15 protein-coding genes are annotated in these 15,113 nt (G+C 60.3%); 6 read left to right on the top strand and 9 right to left on the bottom strand.

From position 1 onward, the window contains the following. The first annotated feature begins 332 nt into the window (after nt 1–332). Nucleotides 333–1,961 (top strand): S41 family peptidase, encoded by a 1,629-nt coding sequence (locus VEJ16_14195; GenBank protein ID HYB10813.1) that lies wholly within the window; start codon nt 333–335, stop codon nt 1,959–1,961. A gap of 45 nt (nt 1,962–2,006) precedes the next feature. On the opposite strand, the gene VEJ16_14190 is transcribed toward VEJ16_14195, so the two are convergent. Next, nucleotides 2,007–2,420 carry a type II toxin-antitoxin system VapC family toxin gene (locus VEJ16_14190; protein HYB10812.1) on the bottom strand — a complete coding sequence of 138 codons (414 nt, stop codon included), beginning with the start codon at nt 2,418–2,420 and terminating at the stop codon, nt 2,007–2,009. Next, nucleotides 2,417–2,656 carry a type II toxin-antitoxin system prevent-host-death family antitoxin gene (locus VEJ16_14185; protein HYB10811.1) on the bottom strand — a complete coding sequence of 80 codons (240 nt, stop codon included), beginning with the start codon at nt 2,654–2,656 and terminating at the stop codon, nt 2,417–2,419. Before VEJ16_14185 ends, VEJ16_14190 begins: the two co-directional genes overlap by 4 nt. A 201-nt stretch (nt 2,657–2,857) precedes the next feature. Between VEJ16_14185 and rpmG the strand changes: the two genes are divergently transcribed. After that, nucleotides 2,858–3,025 (top strand): 50S ribosomal protein L33, encoded by a 168-nt coding sequence (gene rpmG / locus VEJ16_14180; GenBank protein ID HYB10810.1) that lies wholly within the window; start codon nt 2,858–2,860, stop codon nt 3,023–3,025. Nucleotides 3,026–3,085: 60 nt separating this feature from the next. Here rpmG and VEJ16_14175 read toward each other — a convergent pair whose 3' ends face one another. Together VEJ16_14175 and VEJ16_14170 are read right to left on the bottom strand one after the other, a co-directional pair. Beyond that, nucleotides 3,086–4,501 carry a PleD family two-component system response regulator gene (locus VEJ16_14175; protein ID HYB10809.1) on the bottom strand — a complete coding sequence of 472 codons (1,416 nt, stop codon included), beginning with the start codon at nt 4,499–4,501 and terminating at the stop codon, nt 3,086–3,088. A 39-nt stretch (nt 4,502–4,540) separates the two neighbouring features. Beyond that, complete coding sequence (locus VEJ16_14170; GenBank protein HYB10808.1) at nt 4,541–4,906, bottom strand: response regulator; 366 nt, start codon at nt 4,904–4,906, stop codon at nt 4,541–4,543. A gap of 280 nt (nt 4,907–5,186) precedes the next feature. Between VEJ16_14170 and VEJ16_14165 the strand changes: the two genes are divergently transcribed. Together VEJ16_14165 and VEJ16_14160 are read left to right on the top strand one after the other, a co-directional pair. Then, nucleotides 5,187–6,098, top strand: coding sequence for an ROK family protein (locus tag VEJ16_14165; GenBank protein HYB10807.1), 912 nt, complete (start codon nt 5,187–5,189; stop codon nt 6,096–6,098). Next, nucleotides 6,095–7,381, top strand: a complete 1,287-nt coding sequence (locus VEJ16_14160; protein ID HYB10806.1) for a DNA polymerase IV — start codon at nt 6,095–6,097, stop codon at nt 7,379–7,381. The genes VEJ16_14165 and VEJ16_14160 overlap by 4 nt, the downstream gene beginning before the upstream one ends. A gap of 46 nt (nt 7,382–7,427) precedes the next feature. Here the strand turns inward: VEJ16_14160 and VEJ16_14155 are convergent, their stop codons facing one another. Continuing rightward, nucleotides 7,428–8,222, bottom strand: coding sequence for a DUF1849 family protein (locus VEJ16_14155; GenBank protein HYB10805.1), 795 nt, complete (start codon nt 8,220–8,222; stop codon nt 7,428–7,430). Between the two features lie 173 nt (nt 8,223–8,395). On the opposite strand from VEJ16_14155, the gene VEJ16_14150 reads away from it, so the two are divergent. Then, complete coding sequence (locus VEJ16_14150) at nt 8,396–9,361, top strand: D-glycerate dehydrogenase (GenBank protein ID HYB10804.1); 966 nt, start codon at nt 8,396–8,398, stop codon at nt 9,359–9,361. Between the two features lie 45 nt (nt 9,362–9,406). On the opposite strand, the gene VEJ16_14145 is transcribed toward VEJ16_14150, so the two are convergent. The 3 genes from VEJ16_14145 to VEJ16_14135 form a co-directional block, all read right to left on the bottom strand. After that, nucleotides 9,407–10,210 (bottom strand): SPOR domain-containing protein, encoded by an 804-nt coding sequence (locus VEJ16_14145; GenBank protein ID HYB10803.1) that lies wholly within the window; start codon nt 10,208–10,210, stop codon nt 9,407–9,409. Nucleotides 10,211–10,318: 108 nt separating this feature from the next. Then, nucleotides 10,319–12,124: an aspartate--tRNA ligase gene (gene aspS, locus VEJ16_14140; protein HYB10802.1), complete on the bottom strand. Its 1,806-nt coding sequence runs from the start codon at nt 12,122–12,124 to the stop codon at nt 10,319–10,321. A gap of 279 nt (nt 12,125–12,403) precedes the next feature. Beyond that, the gene (locus tag VEJ16_14135) at nt 12,404–12,652 is read right to left on the bottom strand and encodes a hypothetical protein (protein ID HYB10801.1); all 249 of its coding nucleotides are present in this window, start codon (nt 12,650–12,652) and stop codon (nt 12,404–12,406) included. A 404-nt stretch (nt 12,653–13,056) separates the two neighbouring features. Between VEJ16_14135 and VEJ16_14130 the strand changes: the two genes are divergently transcribed. Further along, a complete protein-coding gene (locus VEJ16_14130; GenBank protein ID HYB10800.1) occupies nt 13,057–13,398 on the top strand; it encodes a hypothetical protein in 342 nt (113 codons plus the stop codon). Nucleotides 13,399–13,564: 166 nt separating this feature from the next. On the opposite strand, the gene VEJ16_14125 is transcribed toward VEJ16_14130, so the two are convergent. Beyond that, nucleotides 13,565–14,293 carry an isoprenylcysteine carboxylmethyltransferase family protein gene (locus tag VEJ16_14125; GenBank protein HYB10799.1) on the bottom strand — a complete coding sequence of 243 codons (729 nt, stop codon included), beginning with the start codon at nt 14,291–14,293 and terminating at the stop codon, nt 13,565–13,567. Nucleotides 14,294–15,113 lie beyond the last annotated feature (820 nt).

Genomic DNA, 15,113 nt, shown 5'->3' with positions numbered 1-15,113 from the left:
TCGTGGAGGTGCGCCTCGCCGAAGCGGACCAAATCACCGGCGGTCTTCTCTTCGAGCTTCTCCAGGAGGGCGCTGCCCCGAGAGTCGGACGACGGTCTTCACGCCGATATCGCGGGCCAGGAGGGGAGGCCGCAAATCGCCAAGTGCCAGGAAAATCCAAGCGCCTTCGGGCGGCCAGGCGAGAAAACGGGCGATAGGTCGCCAATTCATGGCCCATTAACCGTTTTTATCTAACGTAACGGAGAATATCATTGGCGCGCTTTACGAGACCTTGTGCGAATGCTCGCGGAACGCTACTTATTCCCTTGGATTCAGGGCCACTAAAACTTGTCATGACACTTAAGCCATTCGCGGCTCATGGCGCGGCCTCCTTCATCCGGCTCGCGCTCAGGTGCGGCCGGGAGCGATTTCGTCCGCTTGTCGGGGCTAGCGCAATTATCCTCATCGGGCTCGCTGCGTGCGGCGCGCACGTGGAGGACCGCGAGGATTTTTCGACGATCGCCGGCGAGGTGATCGACGCCGGCTACACGCACATCTCGGAGCGCTACGTCGACAACGTGCCCATGAGCGAGGTCGCACTCGCCGGCATGCAGGGCATCGAGAAGATCGACCCGCAACTGCATGTGGCGCTCGAAAATAACGAGATCCGGCTCACCGACGCGGACAATAAGGTCGTCAAGGAATTCCCGGTTCCCAGCGGACAGGATCCGGACGACTGGGCTGACCTCACGACGCGCGTCATCGAGACGGCGCGCGCAGTTTCGCCCGTGGTCCACGATACGAGCCTCGAAGGCATCTACGAGGTCGTTTTCGACGGCGCCCTGTCGAAGCTCGACCATTTCTCACGCTACGCCCCCGCGGCGGTAGCGCGCGAGCAGCGCGCCCAGCGCGACGGCTTCGGCGGCATTGGGATTACGATCAAGCTCGACGGTGAGGACGTTCGCATCGTCACCGTCATCGAGGACTCGCCCGCCGCGGCGAACGGCGTCGCGGCCGATGACGCAATTCTCGAAATCGATGGGCAGACCATCAAGGGCTTGGCGCTCTCCGACGTAGTGGATCGATTGCGCGGTCCGATCGGCAGCACAGTAAAGGTCAAATTTGCCGCCACGAAAGACCGCGCAATACGCGAAGTCGCGTTCCGCCGCTCTCTCGTCGTCCCGCCTACCGTGACCTACGCGGCCCATGGCGACGTTGCCTATATCAGGGTGACGAGCTTCAACCAGCACACGACGTCGACGCTCAAGCAGGCGCTGCTCGACGCCAATCACGACATGGGCAAAAAGCTGCGCGGCGCGGTGATCGATTTGCGCGGCGATCCGGGCGGGCTGCTCGACCAGGCGGTTACGAGCGCTGACCTCTTCCTCTCCGAAGGGCGCATCCTTTCGACGAGTGGGCGGCACCCGGATAGCAACCAGATCTTCGACGCCGACGGAAAGGACGTTTTGAACGGCCTGCCCGTGGCACTCCTCGTCAATGGCGGTACCGCGTCCGCGGCCGAAGTCCTCGCGGCCGCACTCCAGGAAGACGGACGTGCGATCGTGGTTGGCTCAAGCACCTATGGCAAGGGTACGGTGCAAACCGTCCACCGCCTCCCCAATGACGGCGAAATCATCATCACCTGGTCGCGCATCTACACGCCCTCGGGCTACACCCTCAACACTGTCGGCGTGATACCCAATGTCTGCACGAGCAAGTTCGACGCCGATACACCTAAAGCGGTCGCCGAAGTGACGGACTCGGTCAAGACCGACCAACTCGACACGATTGCGGCCCGCACCGCACTCCACAGCAACGCCCAGCCCAACAAGAACGAGACCCGACTTCTGCGCGCGAGTTGTCCGCCAAAGCAGGGGGAAAACGCCCTCGATCTCGACGTTGCCCAACGCATTTTGGAGGACGGGTCGCTGTTCGCGCATGCGATGGCTCCCGTCACACCCGAAATCGCCAAACGCGAATAGGCAGGCGTCCCGGTCGACCGCTCATTCGAATTGAGGGCGGAAGCGCTACGGAAGGACTTCGATATCGAATCCTTTGGCCGCGCGCACAAGCTCGCTGTCTTTTGTCAGAAGCGATGCTTTCCGGCGTAGGGCGAGTTCGAGGTATGTCGCGTCGTAGGTCGTCAACCCGACTGACCGAGCCAAAAAAAGTATCTCTCGCCACGCCCGCCCCGTTGTCTCGTGGTCAACGACGATGGGCAGGTCGGCAATGAGATTGAGGCGGACTGCGACGTCATCGACGCCTATGCGCTTCCGCCGCTCGGCTTGAAGGAGGACGTTGCCGAGTTCCAAATGCCAGAGCCCTGGAACTATCGCGCCCTCGTCGCGGACGCGCTCCAACAAGCGATCGGTCACAGTCGACGCTTCGTCTTCAAAAAGCCAGGATATGGCGATAGATGCATCGAGGACGACTACACTCACCGGCGCCCCTTGTCGCGAAGCTCCTTCCAGGAAAGACCGCCGAGCGTCGTTCCCTTGCGCAACGCCTTCAGCCCTTCGACCGCTTGAACGGCGCGGGCCCGGTCAGCCTGCCAAGCCCCCACGAGCCGAGCCACGGGCTTGCCGTGCTTCGTGATGATCACTTCCTCGCCCGCCGCGACTCTTTCGAGCAGCGCGGACAAATGGGTCTTTGCCTCGAACGCACCAACCGTGATCATGGTTAATTCTGTCCAAAATTCGAACTAGTTGATATTTTAGACCAGAATCAATCGCCCAGACAAGCACCGCGAGAGTGAACACCGATTGCCATTTGACAGGCACCGCGAACGCGCTATGTTCCGGCTCCGATGACGGTGCGCGCTTCGGCGCCAGACACCGGGTGCCCGGCAAGACACGCGCCAATTATAGGAATTACGACGATGGCCAAGCCAAACAGCATTTTGATCAAGCTGCAGAGCACCGCCAATACGGGCTATTTCTACGTGGCGAAAAAGAACGCGCGCAAGCAGACCGAAAAGCTAGAGCTCAAAAAGTACGATCCGGTCGCGCGCAAGCATGTGGCGTTCAAGGAAACCAAGCTTAAATAAGCGCGCGAACCCGCAATTCGCGTGGCGGGGCCGCCTTGAAGCGGCCCTTTCGTTTCGCGTTCAACTCGCCGCGGCGGCCGCCGGCAAATGGGGTCCGGCCGCGGGCTCGGCCATGACGACGCAATTGCGCCCGGCCCGCTTGGCGGCGTAAAGCGCCTCGTCGGAGCGCTTCAGCAAGTATTCCAGCTTCTCGTCCTCCCCGCTTGCCGTGGCGCAGCCGATGCTGACCCTTACATCGATCCGGCCCGCTGGATGGGAAACCGTAAAGGGCGTTTGCGAGACGCGCTGACAAAGCCGCTCGGCGACAGCGAGTGCGACGCTGTCCGAGGCGTCCGGCATCACCACGACGAATTCCTCACCACCCATGCGCGCCACGAGATCGAAGTTTCGCACGCTGTGCGCCAGCCGGTCAGCGAGTTCGCGAAGCACTTCATCGCCCGTCGCGTGCCCGTAATCGTCATTGATACGCTTGAAATGGTCGATGTCGATCATAAGAAGTGCAAACGGCTTGCCCCCGCCGAGAACGCGCTTCATGAGGTTGCCGAGATGAGCGTCGAGGTAACGGCGATTATAGAGCCCGGTCAGGCTGTCCGTCAGCGCGAGGGACAGGCTGCGCTGGAAATTCGCGCGCAGGGAATCCTGGTACCGCTTGCGCCGGATTTGGGTGTGGGATCGCGCGAGGAGTTCGTTCCGATCGATCGGAGCTACGAGATAGTCGTTGACGCCGAGCTCGAGGCCCTTTGCGAGCCGTGCGGTGTCCTCGCTTTCGATCAGCAACAGGATCGAGGTCTGGCGCGTGAGCTCATGGGAGCGCAGTTGAGAACAGAGCCGCAAGCCATCGAAGTTGGATAGATGAAGATTGACGATCACGAGATCGAAATCATTTTGCAGTGCCGTCGCCATTGCCGCTTCCGGAGCTGCCTTGGATGTCACCGTATGACCCGCCTCCTTGAGCGTCTCTTCGATCCGACGGATGTTGTTGGCCCGGTCGTCGACGAGGAGAACCGACGCGTGCTCGGGCGAAACTGCGAGGGGGTTGGCGTTCGGCTCGATGGCGCCGAGCTGTTCGCCGGTCGCGGCCCGCATGCGCCACTCGTCCATGAGCATCTTGAGCCGAAGCAACGAGCGGACGCGCGCAAATAGGGCGAGATCCTTGACGGGCTTGGTCAGGAAGTCGTCCGCACCTGCTTTCAGGCCCCGCACCCGATCCTGCACGTCCGAAAGTGCGGTGACCATGATCACGGGAATGTGGGTTGTCCGGGGGTCGGCCTTGATGCGCTCGCACACCTCGAAGCCGTCCATGCCAGGCATCATGACGTCAAGCAGCACGAGATCGGGCAGATCGTTCCGGACGATTTCCAGCGCCGAAGCACCGTTCGTCGCGACGATGACGTCGAAGTATTCGCTCGAAAGCTTGGCTTCGAGGAGTTTCACGTTTGGCAGGATGTCGTCGACGACAAGAATGCGGGCCGACATGAAACGCTCGCCAAGGTCTAAGTGATCTTCACAGCGGCGTCAGTTCAGGAACTTCTCGACCGTCTCCATGAACTTCTGCACCGAGATCGGCTTGGCGATGTAAGCCTCGCACCCGCCCTTGCGAATTTTCTCCTCATCGCCCTTCATGGCGAAGGCGGTCACCGCGACGACCGGAATGGCTCTCAGTCTGTCGTCTTCCTTGATCCACTTCGTGATCTCGAGACCGGAGACCTCGGGAAGCTGGATGTCCATGAGGATGAGATCGGGGATGTGCTGGCGCGCGAGCTTGAGCGCTTCCATCCCGTCCCTCGTCTGGAGGGTGCTATAGCCATGCGCCTCGAGCAGATCGTGAAAGAGCTTCATATTCAGCTCGTTGTCCTCGACGATCAGAACGGTCTTGGGCATTCCCGGGTCCTTCTTGGCTCTCGCCTCGCGCGAGCGGCCGTCGTCTCGTTGAGCACGATCCATTCCTTGATCAAGCATTGGCCTCACCTCAATCGATTCACGAGCGTCGATGGTCTGGCTCTCGCCGACCCTTCGTCGCCGCAGACTTCGCAAGGTAGGGCCCCAAAGTTAAATATTGGTTAGTGCTCTGACTTACCACATTATTTGTTAAGTCGATTCTGCCGCGTTTGCCGCTCCGGCCGAACGACGGCGGGCGGAATATAGGGGCGCGGACAGCCATATGCAAATCGGCATCGATTTGGGCGGAAGTAAGATTGAGGCAATTGCCCTCGACGAGGCTGGAGCGGTCTTGGTCCGCCAGCGAATCGACGCCCCCCAGGGCGATTACGGTCAGACCGTAGGCGCCATTTGCGACCTTGTCCGTGGCATCGAAGCCGGGCTTCGCCGCACGGGCACGGTCGGCGTCGGCATGCCCGGGGCGGTCTCGACCGCTACGGGCTTGGTCAAGAATGCAAATTCGACCTGGCTCATCGGCCACCCATTCGACCGGGATCTCTCGGCATCGCTTGGCCGGGCAGTCAGGCTCGCCAACGACGCAAATTGCTTCACCCTGAGCGAAGCCATCGACGGTGCCGGGGCTGGTGCGGAGGTTGTTTTCGGCGTAATCCTCGGCACGGGGGTTGGCGGAGGGATCGCGGTGCAGGGCCGCGTCCTCTCCGGCGCGAATGCGATTGCCGGGGAATGGGGGCATAATCCCCTACCCTCGCCGCGCGATGCCGAGCGACCCGGTCTCGCCTGCTATTGCGGCCGTTCGGGATGCATCGAGACCTACCTCTCCGGCCCGGGCCTCTCGCGCGACCATGAGCATTCATGCGGGGAGCGCATCGAGCCGCACGAGATCGTAGGGCGCGCGGCGAGTGGGGACCGTATTGCAGAAGCGACACTCCTCCGTTACGAAGATCGGCTCGCACGCAGCCTCGCGAGCGTCATCAATGTCCTCGATCCAGATGTGATCGTTCTCGGGGGTGGGCTTTCCAAGATCGCACGTCTTTATGAAAATGTGCCCCGGCAATGGGGACGGTACGTGTTCTCGGACCGCGTCGATACGAGTCTCCGCGCACCTCGCCACGGCGATGCGAGCGGAGTGCGTGGAGCAGCTTGGCTCTGGCCGCTCGCGGCGAATCCGTCATGACGGTGCTCTGTCGCGAGTGCTTCACGCAGCCGGTAAGCGAACCCGCACCGGTGCTGAAACGGTGCTCCCACTGCGGCTCGCCCCGCATCGTCGCTCATCCTGAGCTCGATTTCCTTTGCATCGCCCACATCGACTGCGATGCGTTTTACGCGAGTGTTGAAAAACGCGACGATCCGAAATTGCGCGACAAGCCGGTGATCGTTGGCGGTGGGACGCGCGGCGTGGTATCGGCCGCCTGCTATGTGGCGCGCATCGATGGGGTGCGCTCGGCGATGCCGATGTTCAAGGCTCTCAAGCTCTGCCCGAACGCGGTGGTGATTCGCCCGAACATGCGCAAATACCAGACCGCCGGGCGAGAGGTCCGTCGCCTCATGCTCGAGACGACGCCGCTGGTCGAGCCGCTGTCAATCGATGAGGCGTTTCTCGATCTTTCCGGCACGGAAAGGCTGCATCACGGCAGCCCAGCGCGAACCCTCGCCAGGTTGGCACGGCGGATCGAGGACGAAATCGGAATCACGGTCTCGATCGGCCTCAGCTACAACAAATTCCTCGCCAAGATCGCCTCGGACCTCGACAAACCGCGCGGCTTTTCGGCGATCGGCCGGGCCGAAGCGGTGGCGTTTCTCGCATCCAGATCCGTGAGTTTCATCTGGGGCGTGGGCAAGGCCTTGCAGCGGCACCTCAACCGCGACGGAATCTATACCATCGGGCAGCTCAGCCAGATGGACGAGACCGAGCTGATCGCGCGCTACGGCGCCATCGGTCGTCGCTTGGCCCGCTTTGCACGCGGGGAAGATGGCCGCACGGTCGAGCCGCGCCAGCCGGCAAAGAGCATTTCCGCCGAGACCACGTTCGATGCCGACCTTAGGAGCACCGAGGCGCTCAAGGCCGAGCTTTGGCCGCTCTGCGAGACTGTGGCGAGACGGCTCAAAAAATCGGAACTCGCCGGGCGGACAATCACGCTCAAGCTCAAGACGGCGGATTTTCGTTTGCTGACCCGAAGCCGCACCCTCGATGCGCCGACCCAGCTCGCAGAGGTGCTGTTCCGCGCCGCCCTTCCACTCCTCGAAGCGGAGGCAACCGGAAGGGCTTACCGTCTCATCGGCATCGGTGCGGCCATGTTCGGGCCGGCCGCCGACGCCGATCCTCCCGACCTGCTCGATCCCGGGGCGGAAAAACGCGCCCAGGTCGAGCGCGCCATGGATGCGGTCCGGGCGAAGCTCGGCAGCGATTCAATCGTCAAGGGACGCGGCTTCACGCCGCCTTCAGGCAAGAGATCGTAGGAATGGAGGCGTGACTGGACGACCCCTATCTCGCCCCAACGACTTGTCAGCACTTCGGTATTGGCAGAGGCTCGAAATATTGAATTTTGCCGCCGACCTCGAAGTCCTCGTAGATGAGATTGACGTCTGCGACGACACCGTCATCGAGCATGTGCACCGCGATCTCGTAATCCGGGGTCTCTTCCTTGCTGCCGATTGGATAAAACGCCCAGCGCATGGGCCATGTCGGCTGGCCAGTCTTCTTCTCGAGGCCGGGCAGTTTTTCGAGTGGGGTGGGCTTGCCGACGATCGCGTTGATCTCATCCGGCCCGTCCGCGGTGGCGCCGTCGAAGACGATCCTGTTGAAAATGTGCGTACCCTTGCGCGCCGCCTCGAGGAGCTGTGCCACGTGGGCGGTCGGGAATAGCGCCCCCTTCGGCAGTGCGACGTCGCGCTTTTCTGGCTGCGTGAAGGTCGCAACGCCCGCCCCCCCTCGATCCTTGAAATGGGCATCGCCGCGAAATTCCTCGGTGAGTTCGCCGTTCAATCGGTTGCGCACGCTGAAGCGGTATCGCAGGCCGTCTTTCGATTCCCAGCTCGTGAAGCTGTTGTCGGTCACCACTTCCTCGCCCTCTTCTCGCCGGATACTGAGGCGCAATCGCTGCTTGGAAATCCAGGCGTCGCATGTCTCGGTCACCTCGATCCCCATGCCGCCGTGGGCCTCGATGATACTGCTCTGGTCGCTCTGTTTGCCAAGCTGCAGGTCGTAAAATGCATGATGCGGGATGAGATCGACCGCCTGCGCCGAGCCGGATAAGCACAGCAGTAGAAATGCCGGAGCGGCGAATAACGGTCGTCTCATCGATACTCCCTGCCAGGGAAATACATAGGTGGGTCCTTGGCTAGATTATGGCATGCTTTGCGCAGGGAAGGTAGAATGTGCACGACCCAGTTCCTAAGACTGCACATCCATAAGTTCAAACTAAATCAACGCACCATTCTGCGACCACCCATCCCGCCGACGGAGCCGATCCAGTGCCAAAGAAGCCGACAATACTCATTACGCGCCGCTTGCCCGATAACGTGCTTGCCCGCGCCAAGCGCGATTACGACGCGCGCCTCAATCTCGAGGACAAGGTCTATGCGCCGGACGCGCTCGTCGGCCGTGCCGAGGGTTGCGACGGGCTCCTCGTTTGCTCAACGGAAAAGTGTGGTGCGGAGCTGATCTCCCGCCTGCCCCCATCGATCAAGATCATTTCGACGTTCTCGGTCGGCTACGAGCATATCGACCTCGAGGCCTCGAAAAAGCGCGGGATCGTCGTCACCAACACGCCCGACGTTCTGACCGATTCCACCGCCGATATAGCCATTCTCCTGATGTTGGGCGCAGCACGTCGGGCCTTCGAAGGCGAGCGCCTTCTGCGCACGGGGCAATGGAATTCATGGACCCCAACCTTCATGCTCGGCACCGACCTTAGCCGGAAGGCCGTCGGGATATTTGGAATGGGCCGCATTGGCCAGACGGTCGCCAAGCGCTGCCGCGGGTTCGATATGACGATCCACTATTCGAACCGAAATCGCCTGCCGCCGGAGCTCGAGCAAGGTGCTACGTTCCATGCCGATCCCGAAACGATGCTGCCCCTCATCGACTTCCTTTCGATCAACGCGCCATCGACCCCAGACACCTTCCACTGGCTCGACGTGAAGCGCATCGGGCTTATGAAGAAAGATGCGATTGTCGTAAATACGGCGCGCGGCAACCTTGTCGATGATTCCGCACTCATCCCTGCCCTGCGGTCGGGCCGTTTGCGCGCGGCCGGCCTTGACGTCTATGAAGGTGAGCCCAAGCTCAATCCGGGTTATGTCGAGCTCGACAACGCCTTCCTCATGCCCCACATCGGCAGTGCGACGGACGGCACACGCGACGCCATGGGCTTCCGCGCACTCGACAACCTCGACGCCTATTTTGGCGGCAGGGCGCCGAAGGACCGGCTCGCCTAGCGTGGCGAATCCGAAATTCGCCACTCCCCTGTCAGAGACAGGACGTCAGTTGGCCGAAGGCAGCGATGCGATCTGCGTCGTGGCGGGAGTTGTCGTGCTCGACCGAAGTGTCCACGCGTCGCGCACGCCGTAGTTTTGGGCCAAGCGCAGCTTGGTTGTGGCGAGGTCCCCAGCCTCGTACGGTCCACTGACGACGCGATAGATCGATTTGCCGCCCGCGGCGACCGTTTCGACGACGGTTGGCTCCCCGGCGTATCGCGTCCGCGCGAAATCGGCTTTCTCGCGAGTCGAATAGCTGCCGAGGACAAGGTAGTCGCCATTCCCGCTGACCGATGCCCTGGCTAGGGCCGGTCGAACATTGCTCGCCGGTCGAAGGGTCGGGACCGGAACCGGGTTGGCCGGTACCCTGTCCCCGGTTCCGGAGGAGGCAACTGCAGTCCCTGCGGCATTTTTCCCCTCTGCCTCGTCGAGCTTTGCTTGAGCCTCTTGTGCCTGCGCCACAAGGATGGGGCTCGGCGCCTTGTCGGCGACATAGAGATCGGGTTCGTTGACCCGATTTCCCCGCCGATCGTGCCGGTCGGACTCCAATCGCGCGACGGCCATATCGCGCCGCTCCTTGAGGGTATAGTCACGGCAAACCGGCTTTTCTTCGATCACCCGCCACAACGCGCAATCGCGATCCGACACCTGGGATATTGCCATATCGCTGACCGATTTGCCCTCGACCCCATAGGAGAAGCCGTCGAAGGCGTTGGGCGTCACCGTCATCGACAACGGCTCGGCGCACCCGGCGAGCGCGCCGGTCACCATAAGCAATGCCATCAGGGTCCTGAACGCCCTAGGACTCATCCCCCCCTCCGCAAAGCAACGGGAATCACCCCTGTGGATAAACGTTCGCTTTTGTTCCCGGCGAGATAATGGGATGAGTCGTCTCGAAAATCAAGATTTTCTTATGAATCAAGACTCTTTGGCGCCAGGCTTCTTTGCCGGTGGAAGATCGACCCTTATGTGAAGCTCCTTCATCCGCTTGGGGTCGACAGGTGCGGGAGCGCCCATCATGAGATCCTGAGCCTGTTGGGTCATGGGGAACGTGATGACCTCGCGGATATTAGGCTCATCTGCCAGCAGCATGACAATTCGGTCGATTCCGGGGGCCGACCCGCCGTGGGGCGGGGCGCCGAACTTGAAGGCGGACAGCATGCCGCCAAAGCGCGACTCCACATCGTGCCGCGAATATCCGGCGATCTCGAACGCCTTGATCATGATGTCGGGCCTATGGTTGCGGATGGCGCCCGATGAAAGCTCGACTCCGTTGCACACCACGTCGTACTGGTATGCCTTGATTGTGAGCGGGTCCTTGGTCTCGAGCGCTTCCAGCCCGCCCTGGGGCATCGAGAAGGGATTGTGGCTGAACTCGACGAGACCGGTATCCTCGTTGAGTTCGTACATCGGGTAGTCGACGATCCAGCAGAAACGGAAAGCCCTCGGCTCGACGATGTCGAGTTCCTCCCCGAGTCGGGTGCGTACCGCACCCGCAAGTTTTTGGGCAGTGCCAATCTTGTCGCATACAAAGAAGACGGCATCGCCCGCCTTGAGTCCGCAACGCGAATTGAGCTCAGCCTGGACCGCAGGAGGGATGAATTTCGCGATCGGTCCTTTTCCGCCGTCAGCCTCCACCACGACGTAGCCAAGCCCCGGCGCCCCCAACTCTTTGGCCCAGTCATTCAACCGGTCGAACCAGCTCCGCGGTTTGGCCGCAGCACCCGGTGCGGGTATGGCTCGCGCGACAGCGCCCTTCTCGATCGCCGATTTGAACGCGCGAAACTCGACCTCCGGCCTTGCGAAGAGGTCGCTCACCTCGCGAATGACGATGGGGTTGCGCAGATCGGGCTTGTCGGTTCCGTAAGCGAGAAGGGCTTCGTCGTACTTGATCCTCGGGAAGGGCGGCTTCGACACCGCTCGCCCGGCCGCGAATTCCTCGAAGACGCTGCACAGCACCGGCTCGAGTGCCGTGAAGACGTCTTCCTGCGTGACATACGACATTTCGAAGTCGAGTTGGTAGAACTCGCCGGGTGCGCGATCGGCCCGCGCATCCTCGTCACGAAAGCATGGCGCGATCTGGAAATAGCGATCGAAGCCGGCCACCATGAGGAGCTGCTTGAATTGCTGCGGAGCCTGGGGAAGCGCATAAAAGTGCCCCGGATGCAGCCGCGAGGGGACGAGGTAGTCACGCGCACCTTCGGGCGAGCTGGCCGTCAGGATCGGCGTCTGGAATTCGGTGAATCCTTGCTCGACCATTCGCCGGCGGATCGCCTGTATAACCTTCGCGCGCAGCATGATATTGCGGTGGGGGCGCTCCCGCCGCAAATCGAGGAACCGATAGCGCAGGCGGATTTCCTCGTTTTCATCTCGATCGGCGTTCACTTGGAGCGGCAGTGTGTCGGCCGCCGATTGAAGCGTGTAGGCGGCAACCTGCAGTTCGATCTCGCCGGTCGGAAGCTGCGGGTTGACGGTATCCGGGCTGCGGGCGACCACCTTGCCGGTCAAAGTGACCACGCTCTCGAGCCGTACATTCTCGATCTCCTTGAAGATCGGGCTCGAGATGTCGATCACGCACTGGGTAATGCCGTAATGGTCGCGCATGTCGATGAAAAGAAGCTGGCCGTGGTCCCGCTTGCGATGCACCCAACCGGAAAGCCGGACCTCGCTGTCCACATGCTCGCGCCTCAGTGCGCCGCAGGTATGAGTACGGTAAAGATGCATCGTCGACGCCTCGCGGGATTCGGTTTTCGTGCTGAGCGGCCCGTCCGGCGTTGACCCCTGGCAGCCGAATCGAACCGGGCGCAAAAGCGCATGGGAGACGACGTTTGTCAAGGTTTGGCGGGGTCTGGCGGCAACCCGCTCGAGACGGGCTCGGCTTGCGCACGCATCGGCTCTCAGGCTTTTCGCGACGCCACCGAGGGCGTTTGTAAAGATTTCCCCTATCCGCCGCGGCCCAAATAAAAGTCCCGCCTCCAGAAGGAAAAGGGCAGGACTCGTACCTCAACCTTGGTCGTGCATGCCCTTTTCGGGTGTTGCGAGGGAGATTCGCCTGACCTTGTCTGCAGGGTCCTTACCGACGCGACAAAGCTTGGTCGCAAGTTTCACGAAGATGACAGCTGACACGATGAGGAGACCAGGCAAAAAATGGAGGAACTGCCACGTCAGCATGGCGGCGGCTCCGCTGAATTGCTTGGATGTGGCGCAGGCGCTAAGCATGAGCTGGTCGGAATTTCCGGTCCAGAAAGCCACGAAGTCGCCTGCACCGATGGCAGAGCCATCGCCAAGACAAGAATTACCCCAATGACCATCGCCAAAAGCGCATACGGGTCCGATTTCTCACGATTGTCTCGGTCGGCTTTCCAGTCTTCCCGCATAGCGGCGGATATAGATTCGCACCGGCTAAAAATTCAATTCGAGTTTTCGGCACACAGAATAAAGAAACCATCAAAATGCACTCTTGAAAAATAAGAAAAAGCAGCTTTTTCGAGAGCAAAAACAGCGTGAGACTCGGCTACCGTATTGAACATAACTAGAGGCGCCACTGCGAATTCGCGCTTGCTATTTTTAGTTAATGGGCGCTTAACGATTGTGGGGGATACTCAATCCGCGGGCGGTCGACACTTTGGGACCCCGTAAAAAGGGGAGTGTCGTACATGATTATCAGGACGAAGGGCGAGATTATTTCGCTCTGGGCAGCGTTTGTTTCGTTTGGGCTCGGCGGGATTGCGGGCGCTCTTGCACCAACTCATGCCGCCGCAGTCGTGATCGTCACACTCACGGCTATGCTATGGGCGCTGGCGTTTTTTGTCGGCGCTTTGGCTGGCCGGGCGATGGGCTGGAGCATTTGGGCGCTAGGACTGTCAGCTGGCGCTGTCATGGGGGCCGCAATATCCGAGTACCATCCCGGTTCGGGCTCGGCTCTTCTTGCTGTCGCAGCTTGTACCTCTTGCATTTTTGTCGGCGTAGAAATCGTGCGGGTATTGCGAACCCATTAGGGCATTGGGAACACCATCCCCGGTATTGGGAATTGCCACCCCACTTTCGACGCGCACGGCCGCGTCCGCGCTAAAGAACACCCCGAATCGTCGGAGGAAGGCAGCGCTAAGCAGGTAATCAAACCTTAGACGGTGCTTCGCTTGCTGGCGCCCATCGTGCCGGCTTTCAATCAGCCTTTTTCCGTCCTAGCGGCAAGATCATCGGCACCCGCTTTCGGTACTGCACGTAATCCGCGCCGTGATAAGTGACGAGGTCGCGCTCCTCAAAAAATATTCCGATGAAAATGTAGCCCGTGGTCGCGATGGCAAATAGCAGGTGGCCCGCCGTCATCACCGGGGTCGCCCAGAACGCCAACAGGAATCCGAGATAGATTGGATGACGGACGTGCTTATAGAAAAGCGGCGTTGTGAAGCCGGGCGGTTTGTATTCAGCGCCACGCCAATTCGCGTAAACCTGTTGCAGACCGAACAAGTCGAAGTGATTGATCAGGAAAGTGCCAATTAATACGAACGCCCAACCGATCCAAAAGAGCGCCTCCAAAATCGCTATGCCGATAGCATTATCCACCGACCATACCAGGTCGGTGATGGGTCGCCATGCCCAGAACAACACGATCAGCACAAAGCTCGATGCCAGGACATAGGTGCTGCGCTCTACCGCGCGCGGCACGATGCTCGTCCACCACCGTTTGAACGCAGGCCTTGCCATGACGCTGTGTTGGACCGCAAAAAGCCCGAGAAGAATCACGTTTACAGTTAAGGCTTCCGATAGCGAAGTGCTGACGCCGCTATCAATCGATTTCGGCACGACAATATTGCCGACGAACCCAATCGCGTAGAGAAAAGTCAGAAAAAACACGACATAACAAAGACCACCGTAAATTAAACCTGCCATAGCTGCCCCCCAGTTGCATTAAAGAGACCTGTCGTTCAATCCCCTTTTCTGCGCGTCGCTCTTGGCCATTATCACCGTCGGCCGTGGGAAAACACTGGGTTAACACGATTTATGCGATTAGGTGAAACGGATTGCAAGGCTACGACGCGCGAAGAACAGCTCAAATCTTTGAAAACCTTGGAGTCACGCTACCGCATGAAACGGACTGCAACATCACAAAACAAAGACCGCGATGAACCGTTTGTTATGTCAGCCGGAAGGGTGACTAATTGAACAACCGAGCGAAACTTGGTTCGCTATCGAATGAGATAACACGGCGATAACGCAGTGACGTTTGCTCACGCCACGAATCGCCCAATCGCATTGCACCCTTGGAAGGGCGTATCAACACAGATTGGCGCGCGCCACGGAGGCGGTTTCAACAGCGCAATCAAAGCCTGGACGAATTTAGTCTTCGGCTGCGGCACACTGTGAAGCCGCTATCCCAAGCCTGGCGATAGACAGGATCTGTCGAGAACCCCTCGTTGTCTCTCGGCTCAGTGGGACTGAAGGGACTGTCCGCACTCGCACGCCCCGCCCGACAGCCATCCGACCACGCCAGACTTGCGGGATCTGCTTCCGTGTCGCATGCGGCGAGCAATAGGGTGGCGATCAGGAGCGTTACCGAGGCCAAGACGAAGTGCGGCGGGCTTTCTTGCGCACGCGTGATGCCATAGTGACCGCACATTGAAGCTCCGTCTGCCAGAGTGAATAGCCAGCTAACTCAATTTAAACGCGCTGTAAACTGTAAAATACCCGTAATGCATCTCGTAAGATTTTG

It is taken from the genome of Alphaproteobacteria bacterium (genome assembly GCA_035625915.1).
Lineage (GTDB): Bacteria > Pseudomonadota > Alphaproteobacteria > JACZXZ01 > JACZXZ01 > DATDHA01.
Note: the sequence above shows the minus strand (reverse complement) of the source record. Positions and strands in the feature narration are given on the sequence as shown.